This window comes from Flavobacterium sp. Arc3 (assembly GCF_041431375.1).
GTDB lineage: Bacteria > Bacteroidota > Bacteroidia > Flavobacteriales > Flavobacteriaceae > Flavobacterium.
On the sequence record NZ_JASMRI010000001.1, the window covers coordinates 165,428 to 180,927 of the forward strand.

14 protein-coding genes are annotated in these 15,500 nt (G+C 35.5%); 10 read left to right on the forward strand and 4 right to left on the reverse strand.

The window, feature by feature from the left end; translation table 11 throughout:
• Nucleotides 1-212: 212 nt before the first annotated feature.
• The 3 genes from msrB (at nt 213) to QO200_RS00630 (ending at nt 4,778) form a co-directional block, all read left to right on the forward strand.
• Nucleotides 213-770, forward strand: a complete 558-nt coding sequence (gene msrB / locus QO200_RS00620; protein ID WP_371535201.1) for a peptide-methionine (R)-S-oxide reductase MsrB — start codon at nt 213-215, stop codon at nt 768-770.
• 474 nt (nt 771-1,244) lie between these two features.
• Nucleotides 1,245-3,728 (forward strand): ATP-binding protein, encoded by a 2,484-nt coding sequence (locus tag QO200_RS00625; RefSeq protein WP_371535202.1) that lies wholly within the window; start codon nt 1,245-1,247, stop codon nt 3,726-3,728.
• A 93-nt stretch (nt 3,729-3,821) separates the two neighbouring features.
• Nucleotides 3,822-4,778: a quinone oxidoreductase gene (locus tag QO200_RS00630; protein ID WP_371535204.1), complete on the forward strand. Its 957-nt coding sequence runs from the start codon at nt 3,822-3,824 to the stop codon at nt 4,776-4,778.
• Nucleotides 4,779-4,818: 40 nt separating this feature from the next.
• On the opposite strand, the gene QO200_RS00635 is transcribed toward QO200_RS00630, so the two are convergent.
• Nucleotides 4,819-6,393 (reverse strand): NAD(P)/FAD-dependent oxidoreductase, encoded by a 1,575-nt coding sequence (locus QO200_RS00635; protein ID WP_371535205.1) that lies wholly within the window; start codon nt 6,391-6,393, stop codon nt 4,819-4,821.
• A 159-nt stretch (nt 6,394-6,552) separates the two neighbouring features.
• Here QO200_RS00635 and QO200_RS00640 point away from each other — a divergent pair, with 159 nt between their 5' ends.
• On the forward strand, nt 6,553-6,804 hold the full coding sequence (locus tag QO200_RS00640; protein ID WP_371535206.1) for a hypothetical protein: 252 nt from the start codon (nt 6,553-6,555) through the stop codon (nt 6,802-6,804).
• Between the two features lie 77 nt (nt 6,805-6,881).
• Here QO200_RS00640 and QO200_RS00645 read toward each other — a convergent pair whose 3' ends face one another.
• Nucleotides 6,882-9,077 (reverse strand): RecQ family ATP-dependent DNA helicase, encoded by a 2,196-nt coding sequence (locus QO200_RS00645; RefSeq protein WP_371535208.1) that lies wholly within the window; start codon nt 9,075-9,077, stop codon nt 6,882-6,884.
• Nucleotides 9,078-9,162: 85 nt separating this feature from the next.
• On the opposite strand from QO200_RS00645, the gene QO200_RS00650 reads away from it, so the two are divergent.
• From QO200_RS00650 to QO200_RS00670, 5 genes are all read left to right on the forward strand, one after another.
• Nucleotides 9,163-10,128: an SIS domain-containing protein gene (locus QO200_RS00650; protein WP_371535209.1), complete on the forward strand. Its 966-nt coding sequence runs from the start codon at nt 9,163-9,165 to the stop codon at nt 10,126-10,128.
• Nucleotides 10,128-10,934 carry a twin-arginine translocase subunit TatC gene (tatC, locus tag QO200_RS00655; RefSeq protein WP_371535210.1) on the forward strand — a complete coding sequence of 269 codons (807 nt, stop codon included), beginning with the start codon at nt 10,128-10,130 and terminating at the stop codon, nt 10,932-10,934. The genes QO200_RS00650 and tatC overlap by 1 nt, the downstream gene beginning before the upstream one ends.
• A gap of 2 nt (nt 10,935-10,936) precedes the next feature.
• The gene (locus tag QO200_RS00660) at nt 10,937-11,290 is read left to right on the forward strand and encodes a carboxymuconolactone decarboxylase family protein (RefSeq protein ID WP_371535211.1); all 354 of its coding nucleotides are present in this window, start codon (nt 10,937-10,939) and stop codon (nt 11,288-11,290) included.
• Between the two features lie 163 nt (nt 11,291-11,453).
• Nucleotides 11,454-12,194, forward strand: coding sequence for an LPS export ABC transporter ATP-binding protein (gene lptB, locus QO200_RS00665; RefSeq protein ID WP_371535212.1), 741 nt, complete (start codon nt 11,454-11,456; stop codon nt 12,192-12,194).
• A 235-nt stretch (nt 12,195-12,429) separates the two neighbouring features.
• Nucleotides 12,430-12,657: a DUF5808 domain-containing protein gene (locus tag QO200_RS00670; protein WP_371535214.1), complete on the forward strand. Its 228-nt coding sequence runs from the start codon at nt 12,430-12,432 to the stop codon at nt 12,655-12,657.
• Between the two features lie 6 nt (nt 12,658-12,663).
• On the opposite strand, the gene QO200_RS00675 is transcribed toward QO200_RS00670, so the two are convergent.
• Nucleotides 12,664-13,527 (reverse strand): glycoside hydrolase family 25 protein, encoded by an 864-nt coding sequence (locus tag QO200_RS00675; protein ID WP_371535215.1) that lies wholly within the window; start codon nt 13,525-13,527, stop codon nt 12,664-12,666.
• Entirely contained in the window at nt 13,508-14,233 is a 726-nt protein-coding gene (locus QO200_RS00680; protein ID WP_371535216.1) for a phosphatidylcholine/phosphatidylserine synthase, read from the reverse strand. Before QO200_RS00680 ends, QO200_RS00675 begins: the two co-directional genes overlap by 20 nt.
• Before the next feature lie 278 nt (nt 14,234-14,511).
• Here QO200_RS00680 and QO200_RS00685 point away from each other — a divergent pair, with 278 nt between their 5' ends.
• Nucleotides 14,512-15,498, forward strand: coding sequence for a PorV/PorQ family protein (locus QO200_RS00685; protein WP_371535500.1), 987 nt, complete (start codon nt 14,512-14,514; stop codon nt 15,496-15,498).
• The last annotated feature ends 2 nt before the right edge of the window (nt 15,499-15,500 follow it).

The window sequence follows — 15,500 nt, forward strand, 5'->3', positions numbered from 1 at the left end:
AAACGTAGTCCACTAAAAATGCATTCTATCCATAAATAACAATAGTTAAAACTTACACAAATAGCTGTTAATACCTAAGGTATAACACATCACAAATTAGAATAGCTCCTTATATTTGTGACAACATAGAATAAAACCCTTTACTATTAAAGCACGATGCTAAAGCCTAACAAGAACAGTACCCTAATATTTGATAAGCAAATAACATTTACATGAACAAAACAGCATTTTTCAGCTTTTTATTATTGCTTCCATTAATCCTATCTACTACATACGGACAAAGAGCAAAAACTCATAAAAAAACAAAAAAAACAGAAATTATGGAAAATAGAATCAGTAAGCCAGAAAACCCATATTATTCAAATACAGATACCACAAAACTACATCTCACGGATGCTGAATGGAAAAAAGTATTACCCGAAGACGTGTATGAAGTAACCAGAAATGCCGATACCGAAAGACCTTTTACAGGAAAGTACTGGAATACGGACGAAAAAGGAACGTATTATTGTGCTGCTTGTGGTAACAAATTATTTCGATCGGGAGCTAAATTTTCCAGTAGTTGCGGCTGGCCTAGTTTTTTCGAACAAGACAATAAAGACAGTGTTATTTACAAAAAAGACAACTCCTTCGGTATGGAGAGAATTGAAGCCCTTTGCGGACGATGTGATGGCCATTTAGGTCATCTTTTTGACGATGGACCTGCTCCTACAGGGAAAAGATATTGTATGAATTCGATCGCCCTTGATTTTGTACCCGACGACAAATAGTATGGAAAGCGCCTTAATTTATTCATAAACTGCGCTAAGTATGTTGGGCTAAAACAACAAAAAAACATTAATAAAGCTGATATGCAAATCATCAGCCTCGTGATTGGAATAATAAAAAACAACAGCTCCTAAAACCAAAAATTACTTTTCGGTTTTAGGAGCTGTTGTTTTATAGATACCCGATACAGGAAACATTTCCTTGTCTTACTATTGAAAAAACACCTAATACTTTTGTCTACAACTATTTAAGCTTCTTTTTTTTATATTAAAAAAGCCTTCTCTATGACAAATGCCCCGCCGTTAAAGGGTATTACTGTAAAACAGCCCTGTTTTTTCGAATGGAATTTATTAGTGAGAATCAAATGTTTTTTTGTCTATATTTGGACCGTAATTGCAAAAATCGTACATAATACAACTTTAAAACATAACTGTTTTTAAAACACAAAATACAATCATTAATTTCTTACAGTATCAATGAACAGTAACGATTATATTGACTTTTTTAAGCAATCTCCGGCCGTGTCGCTAGTGATGGATACTAATTTTACAATAGTAACCGTAACTGATAATTATCTGAAAGCCACTATGACCAAGCGAGAAACCATTATAGACAAATATGTTTTTGATGTATTTCCTGATAACCCGCAAGATCTACTACCGGAATCCACTACTAGTTTAAGAGCTTCATTAAACCGAGTATTGAAGAATAAAACGGTCGATGAAATGGACTATATACAATATGACATTCAAAAACCCCAATCAGAAGGAGGCGGTTTTGAAGAACGTTATTGGAGAATTATTAATTCCCCTATTCTTGACTCAAATAATAACGTTACACATATAATTCAGCTTGTTGATGATGTGACCAGAAATAAGGAGCTGATTTCAACCAATAATAAACTAGAAAAGAACATTAAACTATTGGCAGAATCATATGACTTTTCCGAAGAAATTATCGCCACAATGATGGAGCCAATGTTGGTTCTAAATGAAGACCTTCAAATTAAATCTGCCAGTAATTCATTTTGCCAAAAATACGGCATTGATAAAGAAGAAATCGAAGGAAAGTCTTTGTTTGAAATAGACAATAGAAAATGGGACTTAGCTGAATTACGAAACCTTCTGGACAAAATGCTTTCCAAAAGCATAGATTTTGATAAAGTAGAAATAGCGTATGACATTTCAGATTCTGACAGAAAAGCAATTATAGTTAGCGCGAAATATATATTTCAAAAAATACATGATAAAAAATCAATTCTATTAGCCATACAAGATGTTTCCGAAGTAAGGCGATTATCAATAGAGCTTCAAAATAAAGAAAAAAGAGAATTCGAAAAATTACTTGAGATACAGAAAACCGCAACGAAAGAGATAGAGGACAGCAATAAACGATTTAACATGATACTGTTACAATCCCCATTTGCAATAGCTATATTAAAAGGCAAAGACATGGTTGTTTCTCTCGCAAATGACACCATCAAAGAAATGTGGGGTAAAGGTCAAAATGTAGAAGGTCAAAAATTCAATGACGTACTACCTCAACTTATTGACAAAGAATTCCCTACATTACTTAACAACGTTTTCACAACCGGCATTCCTTTTTACGGAAATGAACTTCTTGCCCCTTTAGTATATGATGGAGAATTAATAGATTGTTATTTTAATTTTGTTTACCAGCCTTATTATGAAGCTGATGAAACAATCTCAGGGGTTACCATAATTGCCTATGATGTAACGACTCAGGTATTGGCAAAAAATGAACTTATTGAATCTAAAATCAACGCAGAGTTAAAAACAAAAATTGCCGAAGAAGCTGTAAAATCAAAACAGCAATTTTTGTCAAATATGAGTCATGAGATTAGAACTCCAATGAATGCAATTATTGGATTTACTAATGTGGTGCTTAAAACTAAATTAGATGAATCCCAAACGGAATATATTAACGCTATCAAAGAGTCTGGAGATGCATTGATAGTTTTAATTAATGACATCCTCGATATTGCTAAAGTCGATGCCGGAAAGATGACATTTAATCACATACCCTTTAAATTATCCAAATCCATTTCTACAATTCTTCAACTTTTTGAACAAAAGATGCTAGAAAAAAACATAGCGCTATCCCATAACTATGATCCGGCTATCCCTAAACTTTTGAATGGAGACCCGGTGCGTTTGCGTCAGATCATTTTGAATCTAATGAGCAACGCCATTAAGTTTACTTCAGAAGGAAAAATAAGCGTAAACATGCGCCTCTTGAGCGAGGATAACAAATCTTGCTCCATCGAATTTCTAATAACCGACACGGGAATAGGGATTGCTCAAGACAGAATCGCACACATATTTAAAAATTTTGAACAAGCTACTAAAGCAATCAACAGCTCCTACGGAGGAACAGGTCTTGGCCTAGCAATTGTTAAGCAGTTGGTCGAAATGCAAGGAGGGAAAATAATAGCATTTAGTGAAGAAGGAAAAGGATCCACTTTTGGATTCATCATGAATTTTGAAAAATCCAACCCACAAGAAATCGAAAGCGAGACAGAACCCGAATCACAATACTTTGAAAGTACTAAAGAGTCAACAACGTCAGCGACGAAAGTATTAGTGGTTGAAGACGTACTACTAAACCAACTTTTAATAAAAATAATATTATTGGATTTTGGATTTGATATTGAGATGGCTGACAATGGCAAAATTGCTATTGATCTACTTCAAAATAATGAGTATGACATTATTTTAATGGACTTACAAATGCCAGTAATGAATGGTTTTGAAACTACATTATACATTCGCAATGTTCTAAATTCTAATATCCCCATTATTGCCCTTACCGCCGATGTCACAACTGCCGATGTAGAAAAATGCACCGCAGTAGGAATGAATGATTACATCTCAAAGCCAATTGACGAGAAATTATTATTCGATAAAATCAACAAACATCTTTTTAAAAAAATAAATTAGAAGACGACAATTATATCTTTTTTATGATTGCATTAAAACCTACTGAAATTTAATTTAACTTCCTCTATCGTTCTAAGAAATACAATAATAAATATGAAAGCACTCACTTTTTCGACATTTGGTAATTCAGACGTTCTTGAATATATAGACCTACCTTCACCTGTATTAAAAAAAGATGAAATCTTAGTTGAAATGCGCGCCATAGGACTAAATTTTGCAGATGTATACCGACGAAAAGGGAATTATCATTTAACAGGAACACCCCCATTTATTGCGGGTTACGAAGGTGCTGGTGTAGTAGTTGACTCAAACAATACAGAATTCAAGCTTGGAGATCGTATCGCATTTGCTGATGTCCCTTTCGCTAATTCAGAATTAGTAGCCGTTCCCCTTGCACATATTATTCCGTTACCAGAAAGTATCAGTTTCGAAACTGCCGCTACCATTCTCCTTCAAGGATTAACCGCTCATTATTTAGCGACTGATAGTCACAAAACACAAAAAGGAGACACGGTCCTTATCCATGCTTCTGCAGGAGGAGTAGGTCAATTTCTGACTCAAATCAGTAAGTTATTAGGCGCCAATGTTATTGGTCTAACCTCATCGACATCAAAAGCAGAAATAGCTTTAAAAAACGGAGCCGATAAAGTGTTTTTATATTCTGAAGACTGGAAATCTAGCCTATTAAAACAATTTCCTAAAGGAGTAGACGTCGTTTACGACAGTGTTGGCAGCACATTAAGTGACAGTTTTGAAGTAACCAAAACTTGCGGACAAGTAGTGTTTTTTGGTATGGCGGGCGGAGATCCGGATTTTATAAATCCAAGAATGTTAATGGATACTTCAAAAACCTTAACTGGTGGTGATTTATGGAGCTATTTAACGTCAAAAAAACAACGCATTAAAAGAGCCCATCAGTTATTTGACTGGATCAGCAGCAATAAAATCACGATTACTCCTCCTACAATATTTAAATTATCCGAAGGTAAAAAAGCACATGATTATCTGGAAAGCAGAAAAAGTACGGGAAAAATAATTCTTATCCCCTAAAAACTCAATATTTAAAATTCAAACCTCGATGTGTATAAAATCAAATCGAGGTTTTTTTATGTAAACTTTCGCCAATCATCAATGCACATTTCTCCCCATCAATAGCAGCCGAAATGATTCCGCCAGCATAACCTGCTCCTTCTCCGCAAGGATATAATCCTTTTATCTGCAGATGTTCATAGGAAATTGGGTCTCTTGGAATTCGCACCGGTGAAGACGTTCTTGACTCCGGCGCATGCAATATAGCCTCATTAGTCAAGTAACCACGCATAGATTTCCCAAATTCAGAAAATCCTTCCCTTAATATTTGAGTTAAAAAATCAGGGAAAACTTGCCCCATTTCCACTGAGGTTGTACCTGGAACATAGGACGTTTTAGGAATATCTGAAGAAACTTTACTTTGTGTAAAATCAATCATTCGTTGTGCAGGTACTTTTTGAGTTTCCCCTGCCAAACGCCATGCTTTTTGTTCAATACTCTTTTGGAATTCCATTCCGGCCAGAGCACCAAATTTAGCAAAAGGTTTAAAATCTTCCAGCTTTAATTCTACTACAATACCAGAATTTGCCGTTGCCTGATCTCTTTTTGAAGGAGACCAACCATTTGTCACTACTTCGCCAGGACTAGTAGCACAAGGTGCAATTACACCTCCGGGACACATGCAAAAAGAATACATTCCCCTACCTCCCACTTGCTTTACAATACTATAAGGTGCGGGTGGCAAGAGTTCTCCACGATAATCACAGCTGTACTGAATACTATCAATTAATGATTGTGGATGCTCGGCCCGAACACCCAAAGCAAAAGCTTTCGCTTCTATAAATATTTTTTTTCTATCTAGTAATTCAAAAATATCTCTTGCAGAATGCCCAGTCGCTAAAATCATTTTATTAGCTAAAATCGTATCTCCTTTTTGGGTTACGATTCCCTGAACTTCATTATTTTTTACTAAAATATCCGTCACTCGCGTTTCAAACAAGACCTGCCCGCCACACTCGATAATTTTCTCCCGAATATCCTGAATAATCTGGGGCAATTTATTTGTCCCAATATGCGGATGTGCTTCTACCAAAATATCTGGAGTAGCGCCATAAGCCACTAACAACTCAAGAATTCGAGTTACATCCCCTCTTTTTTTAGATCGTGTGTATAATTTTCCGTCAGAATAAGTTCCTGCTCCGCCTTCACCAAAACAATAATTAGAATCTTCATTTACAAGATGATCGACATTGATTGCCTTCAAGTCACGACGGCGACCACGCACATCTTTCCCTCTCTCAATTACTATGGGCTTTAAGCCTAATTCTATTAACTGCAAGGCAGCAAAAAGTCCGGCAGGTCCAGCCCCAACAACAATTACTTCTTGTGCATTTGCTACATTTCCATAATCAGGAAGATGTATTTTATTTTCTTCAAAAGGTTCTCCTTTCAAATACACGGTCACTTTCAGATTGATTTTAATTGCTTTTTGACGCGCATCAATAGAACGTTTTAAAATGGAAACATGCTGAATTTCTTTTGGAGAAATCTTTAGTAATTTTCCAAGGTGTTCTTTCAGCAACATTTCATTTGCAGCAATCTCTGGAGATACTTGTAATAGGTGTTCTTGAGGCATTTCTTTAGTGATAATTCGGTTATTTGCTCCTTGTCTTTATCGAAAAACAAAGTGCAAAAATAGTATTTTGAAGTGGATTTGATTGTTTGTTTTGGTGGTAATTGTTTTTCGTCTTGGAAACTTTGTAACTTTGCCTCTTGAACCTTACAACAATTTAGCATGTCCAGACAAATAAAACTAATATGGGATTTCCGTGGACCCGCTTCCGCAAAAACAGCTGAACATCACGAAATCCACCTAAAAGAATACATCGCAAGTGAAAAATTACCATTAAAGATTACCGGTTTTACAATTCAAGGCGAAATGCAAGCTATTGCTTTTATGGTCGTTACTGATGAAAATATGATTCAGGTACGTGATGCCCTAAAACCTCATCGAGGGGAGATTTACGAAGAAAGAAATGCTGAATAATCAAAAGAAAGTTGTTGATATTCAATGTTCAGATAACTGTATATCTGAACATTGAATATCCGCAAGCTGAATAGTTTTTAGTTCGCTACTTCGCTGATGAATTTTATTCGCATCAAGCGCAATTCATCAATATCGTAATCCCCTTCAAATTCCTTTAAGGCACCTTCTATCTTATCTGATTCTGATTCCATAAAATAATCATAAATCTCTTCTTGTTGCTCGTCATCAAGCATTTCATCTACCCAATATTTGATATTCAATTTAGTACCTGAATATACAATATGTTCCATCTCCTTAAGCAAGGTTTCCATCGTCAATCCTTTTGCTTTAGCGATATCATCTAAAGATAATTTTCTATCGACATTTTGAATTATATACAATTTCATTGCCGACTTGATTCCTGTCGATTTTACAACCAAATCATCTGGACGTATTATCTCATTATCTACAACATAACGATTTATCAATTCAACAAATTCGGTGCCATATTTCTTCGCTTTTCCTTCTCCTATTCCATGAATATTAATTAATTCATTTAAAGAAATAGGATATTTTAAGGCCATATCTGCCAATGAAGGGTCTTGGAAAACAACAAATGGCGGAACTCCAAGCTTTTTAGATACTTTTTTACGTAAATCACGTAACATACCCATCAATACTTCATCTATAGCACCCGCAGATTTAGACGCAGTCACAATTGCTTCATCTCCTGCCTCATTGTATTCATGATCTTCAGACATCATAAAAGAGATTGGGTTTTTAATAAAATCTAATCCTTTCTCTGTTATTTTTACGATACCATAAGTTTCAATATCTTTCGATAAATAGCCTCCCACGAGCACTTGCCTCAATAAGGCCATCCAGTATTTTTCGTCAAAAGCAACACCACTCCCAAAAAAAGATTGAGAATCAGTTCTATGCGCTTTTATCACTGCATTAACTCTACCAATCAAGGTAAAAACAATTTCTTTAGATTTATATAAGTGCTTAGTATCTCGCACCACTTCTAGCAATTTTACTACCTGCTCTTTTGCTTCTACTTTTACTTTTGGATTTCTTACATTGTCATCCATATCAGCACCCTCACCGGTTTCACTGTCGAATTCCTCACCAAAATAATGGAGTAAAAACTTTCTTCTTGACATTGAAGTTTCCGCATAAGCAACCACTTCCTGCAGTAAAGCAAAACCAATTTCCTGCTCTGCAACTGGCTTACCAGACATAAATTTCTCTAGTTTCTCCACATCTTTATAAGAATAGTAAGCTAGACAATGTCCTTCTCCTCCATCCCTACCGGCACGACCTGTTTCCTGATAATAACTTTCCAATGATTTTGGAATGTCATGATGAATCACAAAACGAACATCTGGTTTGTCAATCCCCATCCCAAAAGCGATAGTTGCCACAACCACATCTACATCTTCCATAAGAAACATGTCCTGATGCCTTGCTCGTGTTTTAGCGTCCAATCCTGCATGGTAAGGCACTGCACTTATTCCGTTCACCTGTAACACATGGGCAATTGCCTCCACTTTTTTACGACTTAGGCAATAAATAATTCCAGATTTCCCTTTGTGCTGCTTTATAAAACGAATGATATCTGATTCTATATTTTTGGTTTTTGTTCGTACCTCATAATATAGATTAGGTCTGTTAAATGATGCTTTAAAAGTAGTCGCATCACACATATCTAAATTTTTCAGAATATCTTCTTGAACTTTAGGAGTCGCCGTAGCGGTAAGACCGATTACAGGTACATCGCCCAATTGTTTAATTATATTTTTTAAATTTCTGTATTCTGGCCTAAAGTCATGACCCCACTCGGAGATACAATGAGCTTCATCTATGGCCACAAAAGAAATAGTCACATTTTTTAGAAAATTGACATTTTCCTCTTTTGTCAAAGATTCTGGAGCAACATATAACAGCTTCGTTAATCCGGAAGTAATATCCTTTTTAACTTGAGCGATCTCTGTTTTTGTTAATGATGAATTTAAAACATGGGCAATACCACTCTCTGAAGATAAACTTCTAATGGCGTCTACTTGGTTTTTCATTAAAGCAATCAAGGGAGAAACAACAATAGCTGTCCCTTCTTGAACTAAAGCGGGGAGTTGATAACAGAGCGATTTACCACCGCCTGTAGGCATAATTACAAATGTATTTTGCTTATTGAGTAAACTTTCAATAACCTTTTCTTGCAACCCTTTAAATTGACTAAAGCCAAAATATTTCTTTAATTCTTTATGTATATCAATTTCGTTTGAATTCATTCTTTATTATATGGTATTTTGTATAAATTTGCACCACATAAAGATACTAAATTCTTTTACACTCACAAATTTTAAACATTCTGTTTTGACATCTAAAGAAAACATATTGGCGACAGCCAAAAAAACCATTCTATCTGAGAGCCAGTCAATTGAAAAACTAACTGATTTTCTGGACGATAATTTCTCAGATGCGACACAGGCAATCTATAATTCCAACGGAAGATTAATCGTTACTGGAATCGGAAAGAGCGCCATTATTGCTCAGAAAATGGTAGCTACATTTAATTCTACTGGAACACCTTCGCTATTTCTTCACGCCTCTGAAGCGATTCATGGAGACTTAGGCATGGTACAAAAGGACGATATTATCATCTGCATTTCAAAAAGCGGAAACAGTCCTGAAATAAAGGTGCTTGTCCCTCTTTTGAAACGTTTTGAAAATACATTGATTGCCATAACTGGAAACATGACTTCATTTCTTGCTAAAGGATCTGACTATATTTTGAACACTACTGTAGACGCCGAAGCTTGCCCTAATAACCTTGCTCCTATTAATAGCACAACTGCTCAATTAGTAATGGGTGATGCTATTGCGGTTTGCCTAATGGAAATGCGTAATTTCTCAGCAGAAGATTTTGCAATATACCATCCCGGAGGTGCTTTAGGTAAAAAATTATTACTTAGAGTTAAGGATATGTTAGAACATACTCTAAAACCTATGGTCTCTCCAGATGCACCTATAAAGCAAGTGATTTTTGAAATCTCAGAAAAACGCCTTGGTGTTACCGCGGTTATTGAAAACAATAAAGTAATCGGAATCATAACAGACGGTGATATTCGAAGAATGCTAAACGAAAGGGATTCATTTGCAGAATTAACTGCAAAAGACATCATGACCAAAAACCCAAAATTAATTCAATCAAACGATATGGTTGTCGACGCACTGAACATTCTCGAAGATTTCTCCATTACTCAATTAGTTGTGGTAGATAATGGTGAATACAAAGGAGTTTTACATCTACACGATATTTTAAAAGAAGGACTAGTATAATGGCAAAGAAAAATCAAAACGAAATGTCGTTTTTAGATCATCTAGAAGATTTAAGATGGTTATTAGTACGCAGCACAATAGCAATAATTATCATGGCTATTGCCACTTATTTTTTTAGTGATTACCTATTTGACACTATTATATTTGGACCTACAAGGCCCACGTTTTTTACGTATCATTTTTTCTGTGATCTATCCCATTCATTAGGTTTTGCAGATAGTATTTGCATTACTGAGATGCCCTTTATCATTCAAAACACGGAGATGGAAGGTCAGGTAAATGTGTTCATCTGGGTATGTATTCTTGCCGGATTTATTTTAAGTTTTCCCTATATATTATGGGAAATATGGAAATTTATAAGTCCTGCACTTTATGTGAATGAAAAGAAAAATGCAAAAGTGTTCATCTTTTTTTCTTCACTACTTTTCTTTATTGGGGTCCTGTTTGGCTACTTTGTAGTCATCCCCATGTCAGTCAACTTCGTGGCCACCTTCACGGTCAGTCCTGTTGTCCTCAATCAGTTTACGTTAGATTCTTATATTGGGATGGTGAAAACATCTGTTCTGGCAAGTGGTTTGTTTTTTGAATTACCAATTATTATCTACTTCTTGACAAAACTAGGGCTTGTAACTCCTGAATTTTTAAGAACCTACAGAAAATATGCAATTGTACTTGTACTTGTTATCGCTGCTATCGTCACACCACCAGATGTAGTAAGTCAAACTATTGTTGCAATTCCAATGTTATTAATCTACGAAGCAAGTATCTTTATTTCGGTATTTGTATCTAAAAATAAAAAAGAATAATTATGGCCGCTATTATTGAAGAATTTAATGAATATCGTTCTAAAATGAACGAAAAGTTGCTAGCTGACAACAACAAAATAGTAAAAAGAATTTTCAACCTAGACACTAATGCTTACGCTGCCGGTGCTCTTGATGTGAAAACAAAAGAACTTTTGGGTTTAGTCGCTTCTGCAGTTTTACGTTGTGATGACTGTGTAAAATATCATTTAGAAACCAGTCATAAAATTGGAGTAACCAAAGAAGAAATGATGGAAGCAATGGGAATTGCAACCTTAGTCGGAGGAACTATTGTGGTACCTCATTTACGCAGAGCTTATGAGTTCTGGGAAGCATTAGAAGAAACCACTACAAAATAACATTCTTCTTCTTTAATTAAAAAAGTAGTTCTTGGCCTATTTGGGCCAAGAAATAAACTTGGAAAGAAACTAAATAATTGTTAATACGGTTATTTGTTAATTTGCTTATTCGTTTATTTGACACGATTAAACAATTAAACGATTAACGTTTAAACCAAAGCATATGATTTTAAGAGCTGAAAATTTAGTAAAAACATACAAAGGAAGAAGCGTTGTAAAAGGCATTTCGGTAGAAGTAAATCAAGGTGAAATCGTTGGTTTGTTAGGGCCTAATGGTGCCGGAAAAACAACTTCTTTTTATATGATTGTAGGATTGGTTAAACCAAATTCAGGTAACATCTACCTAGACGACTTGAACATTACCGATTATCCTATGTACAAAAGAGCACAGCAAGGAATTGGATATTTAGCACAAGAGGCTTCGGTATTTAGAAAACTGAGTATCGAAGATAACATCTTGAGTGTACTCCAATTAACAACTCTTTCTAAAGAAGAACAAGTCGCTAAAATGGAAAGTTTGATTGCCGAATTTAGTTTGGAGCACATCCGTACCAATCGTGGTGATTTACTATCTGGAGGAGAACGTCGTCGTACTGAAATTGCACGATGTTTGGCTACGGACCCTAAATTCATTTTACTTGACGAACCTTTTGCTGGTGTTGATCCCGTAGCCGTAGAAGACATCCAGAGAATTGTAGCGCAATTAAAAAACAAGAACATCGGAATCCTCATCACGGATCACAACGTACAGGAAACCTTAGCAATTACAGATAAAACCTATCTTATGTTTGAAGGTGGAATCCTAAAAGCAGGAGTACCGGAAGAATTAGTGGAAGATGAAATGGTACGTCGCGTATACCTGGGACAGAATTTTGAATTAAGAAAGAAAAAAATCGAGTTTTAGTTCCTCCTCCCGGCCCCCTCCGAAGGAGAGGGTGACTGGATGTAAAAAAACTCCATCAAGAACAATAGAGCAAGGAAGGTTCTCGATACTCTCGCTCCTTCCGAAGCACTAAACTATAGAAGTACTAAAAGCTACTGAGAACATTTCTTCATTCTTATCAAGCTTTTGAACAACTTAATTTGCTTGACATAACTTTAGCCACCGAACAATTCTTAATCTAAAAAAGAACACTATAATGGATCAAAACGAAAAACCAAGTAAAGAAACATTAGAGAAATGGCACCAAGATCCTAATAATTGGGTTTTGGGGATTTTTTATTTCAATAGAGAAGACCCACGTATTTTCCCTCCAAAAAGGATTGCATGGACAGGATGGACTGTCAACTTTGCAAATCCATACTCAGTATCTATTTTTCTGGCGTTAGTGACAATAGCCATACTTGTAGCATTCTTTAAAAAATAAAATTCGCTATTCTATAGTAATGAACTGCAGCTGCTGCAGATCTCCATTATAAATATTCACATCTACATTGCCTTTTACTCCTGAGACACTTGCTTTTTCAGTGAATTGCCAAAACAACCACTCTTCCTGGATATTTTCCCGATAAAAATTATAATTAGCAATCCAAAAAAGATAATCACTGAACTCTTCTTTTAGAAAATCATCGTAGTAACTTTCTCCAGTATAGATTATAGGCTTTACTTTATAATGTTCCTCTACTCTTTTCAACCACCTTCTTAATCCGATTTTTAATCGTTCCACAGATTGATTTTTGGGTAACTTTTCAATATCTAAAACAGGCGGTAAATCCCCTTTTCTTAAAGTTACTGTTTTAATAAAAAGCTCTGCTTGTTCTAAGGAATTTTCATTAGGACGATAGTAATGATAGGCTCCCCGAATGAGTTTATTGCTTTTGGCGCCAAGCCAGTTTCTCCTGAATTGCCTGTCTAAGCGATCATTACCCACGGTAGCCCTAATAAAAACAAAGTGTACGGGATATTTATTTTCTAAGGTATCAACATCTAGCCAGCTGATTTTTCCTTGGTATTCAGAAACGTCTAGTCCGATTGCTTTCCCTTCGTGATTGTCTAAAACCTGGTAATTCCGAACATCAGAAATACGTTTATCTTCCGCCTCCTGCTGTAAAACCTTATTTGATTTAAAACTAAAATAATAGGCTAGGCCATTTCGATAATGATACCCCATTCCAAAAACAAGAAGCATGAAAAAAGCAACTATCGCAAAGCGCAGCACTTTCCCAGAGAAAAAAGAAGCTTTCTTTTTAGTCCCGCGACGCACGGGCGGCTTTCTTTTAACGCTTTTTTTTCTCATCCAATAAAAATTTATTGCTCACTATTGAAAGTAACACATACCCAATGATAACCAATGGAATTCCTGCATATTGAAAAAATATCAACAACAAAAAAGAAAAGAATAAAAAGACAATTTGGAGTGTATTATCCTTGAGGTTGAACTTTTTAATCTTCAAAGAAAACAACGGAATCTCCGCATTCAAAATGTAAGCACTAAAAAGCGTGATTGCTAACAAAACCCATTGATTAGTTAAGATTTCGAGAACAATTAGAGAATCTGAATATTTTAAAACTAAGGGCAAACTTAAAATAAAAAGGGCATTCGCAGGCGTTGGCAATCCAATGAATGAATTCGTCTGACGGGTGTCAATATTAAATACAGCCAATCGGTAACAAGAACCCATGGTTATGATAAATCCAAGATAAGGCATCATAAAGTGTGTTGAAATTTCGTGCTGACTGTTTGAAAGCAAAAAAAACATGACATATCCTGGCACTAATCCGCTTGTCACCATATCAGCTAAGGAATCCAATTGTAAACCCAATGGTCCTGAAACTTTCAATAATCTGGCAAAAAAACCATCAAAAAAATCTAAAAAGATACCAAGACATACAAAATAAAAAGCCATTTCAAATTCTGACTTAGTTACAAAGACCATAGCAATACAGCCACACAGTAGATTAAGTAATGTTATTGAATTAGGAATGTGTTTTTTAATGTTCATCGCAAATTGAAATTTAAAGTCTGAACTGACAAATTTAATATAATAAGTGAATGCAAGCCACGTTTTCTATAGAGATTATCAACAGTGCCTTTGACAATCCTATTTATTTAGTAAAAGAACGAACTAAGCTCAGCAAAATATTATATTTTTGATGAAAATTTAATCCTGCTTTGAGCTGGTAAAAAACAGTACGATTGAAAAAAAATTATTTTTTTTTATTGCTTTTAGTTTACGTCGTAAATTACGGTCAAGCAGTTAGGAAATATTCTAATGAGTTTATGAATATAGGAGTCGATGCGGCAGCCTTAGGGATGGCAAATGCAGTTACAGCTTCTACTGCCGATGTGAATTCAGGATACTGGAATCCAGCGGGACTAACCCACTTAGAAGATCATCAACTAGCTTTGATGCACGCTAATTATTTTGCAAATATAGCTCAATACGATTACATTGGGTATGCAAGTCCTATTGACGACCGCAGTGCTTGGGGAATTTCCTTAATCCGTTTTGGGGTCGATGATATTTTGAACACTACCGAATTAATAGACAGTCAGGGAAATATTGATTACAACCGAATCAGTCTTTTTTCTACGGCAGATTATGGCTTTACTTTTTCTTATGCTCGAAAATTACCCGTTCCTGGATTTCAATATGGAGTAAATGCAAAAGTTATAAGAAGGATTATCGGAAAATTTGCTGATTCCTGGGGATTTGGATTCGATGTCGGACTCCAGTTTGAAAAAAATGACTGGCAATTTGGCTTAATGATTCGCGACATTACCACCACCTATAATGTTTGGAACATAGACGAAAAAGAATATCAAAAAATTGCCGATGCGATACCGGGACAAAATCAAGAACTACCAGAAAGCACTGAAATCACAGCTCCGAAAGCTCAACTAGGAGTTTCTAAAAAATTTATCGTGCGTTATGACTATAGCATTATGGCTGCTGCCAATGTAAACATGCGTTTTGCCAAAACCAATGATTTATTTTCTTCTGATTTCGTAAGCGTTGATCCCGCTTTAGGACTCGAATTTGGTTATACTGACCTTGTTTTTGTGCGTGCTGGAGTGGGTAATTTCCAAAACATCGAGCAATTAGACAGCACTCAGAAAGTAGGCTTCCAACCCAATATTGGATTGGGTTTTAAATACAAAGGAATCCAAGTGGATTATGCCTTAACCGATTTAGGAAATCAAAGCGCTGCTTTGTATTCAAATATATTTTCGTTAAAAGTGGATTTATCCCTTTTCAGGAATTAACT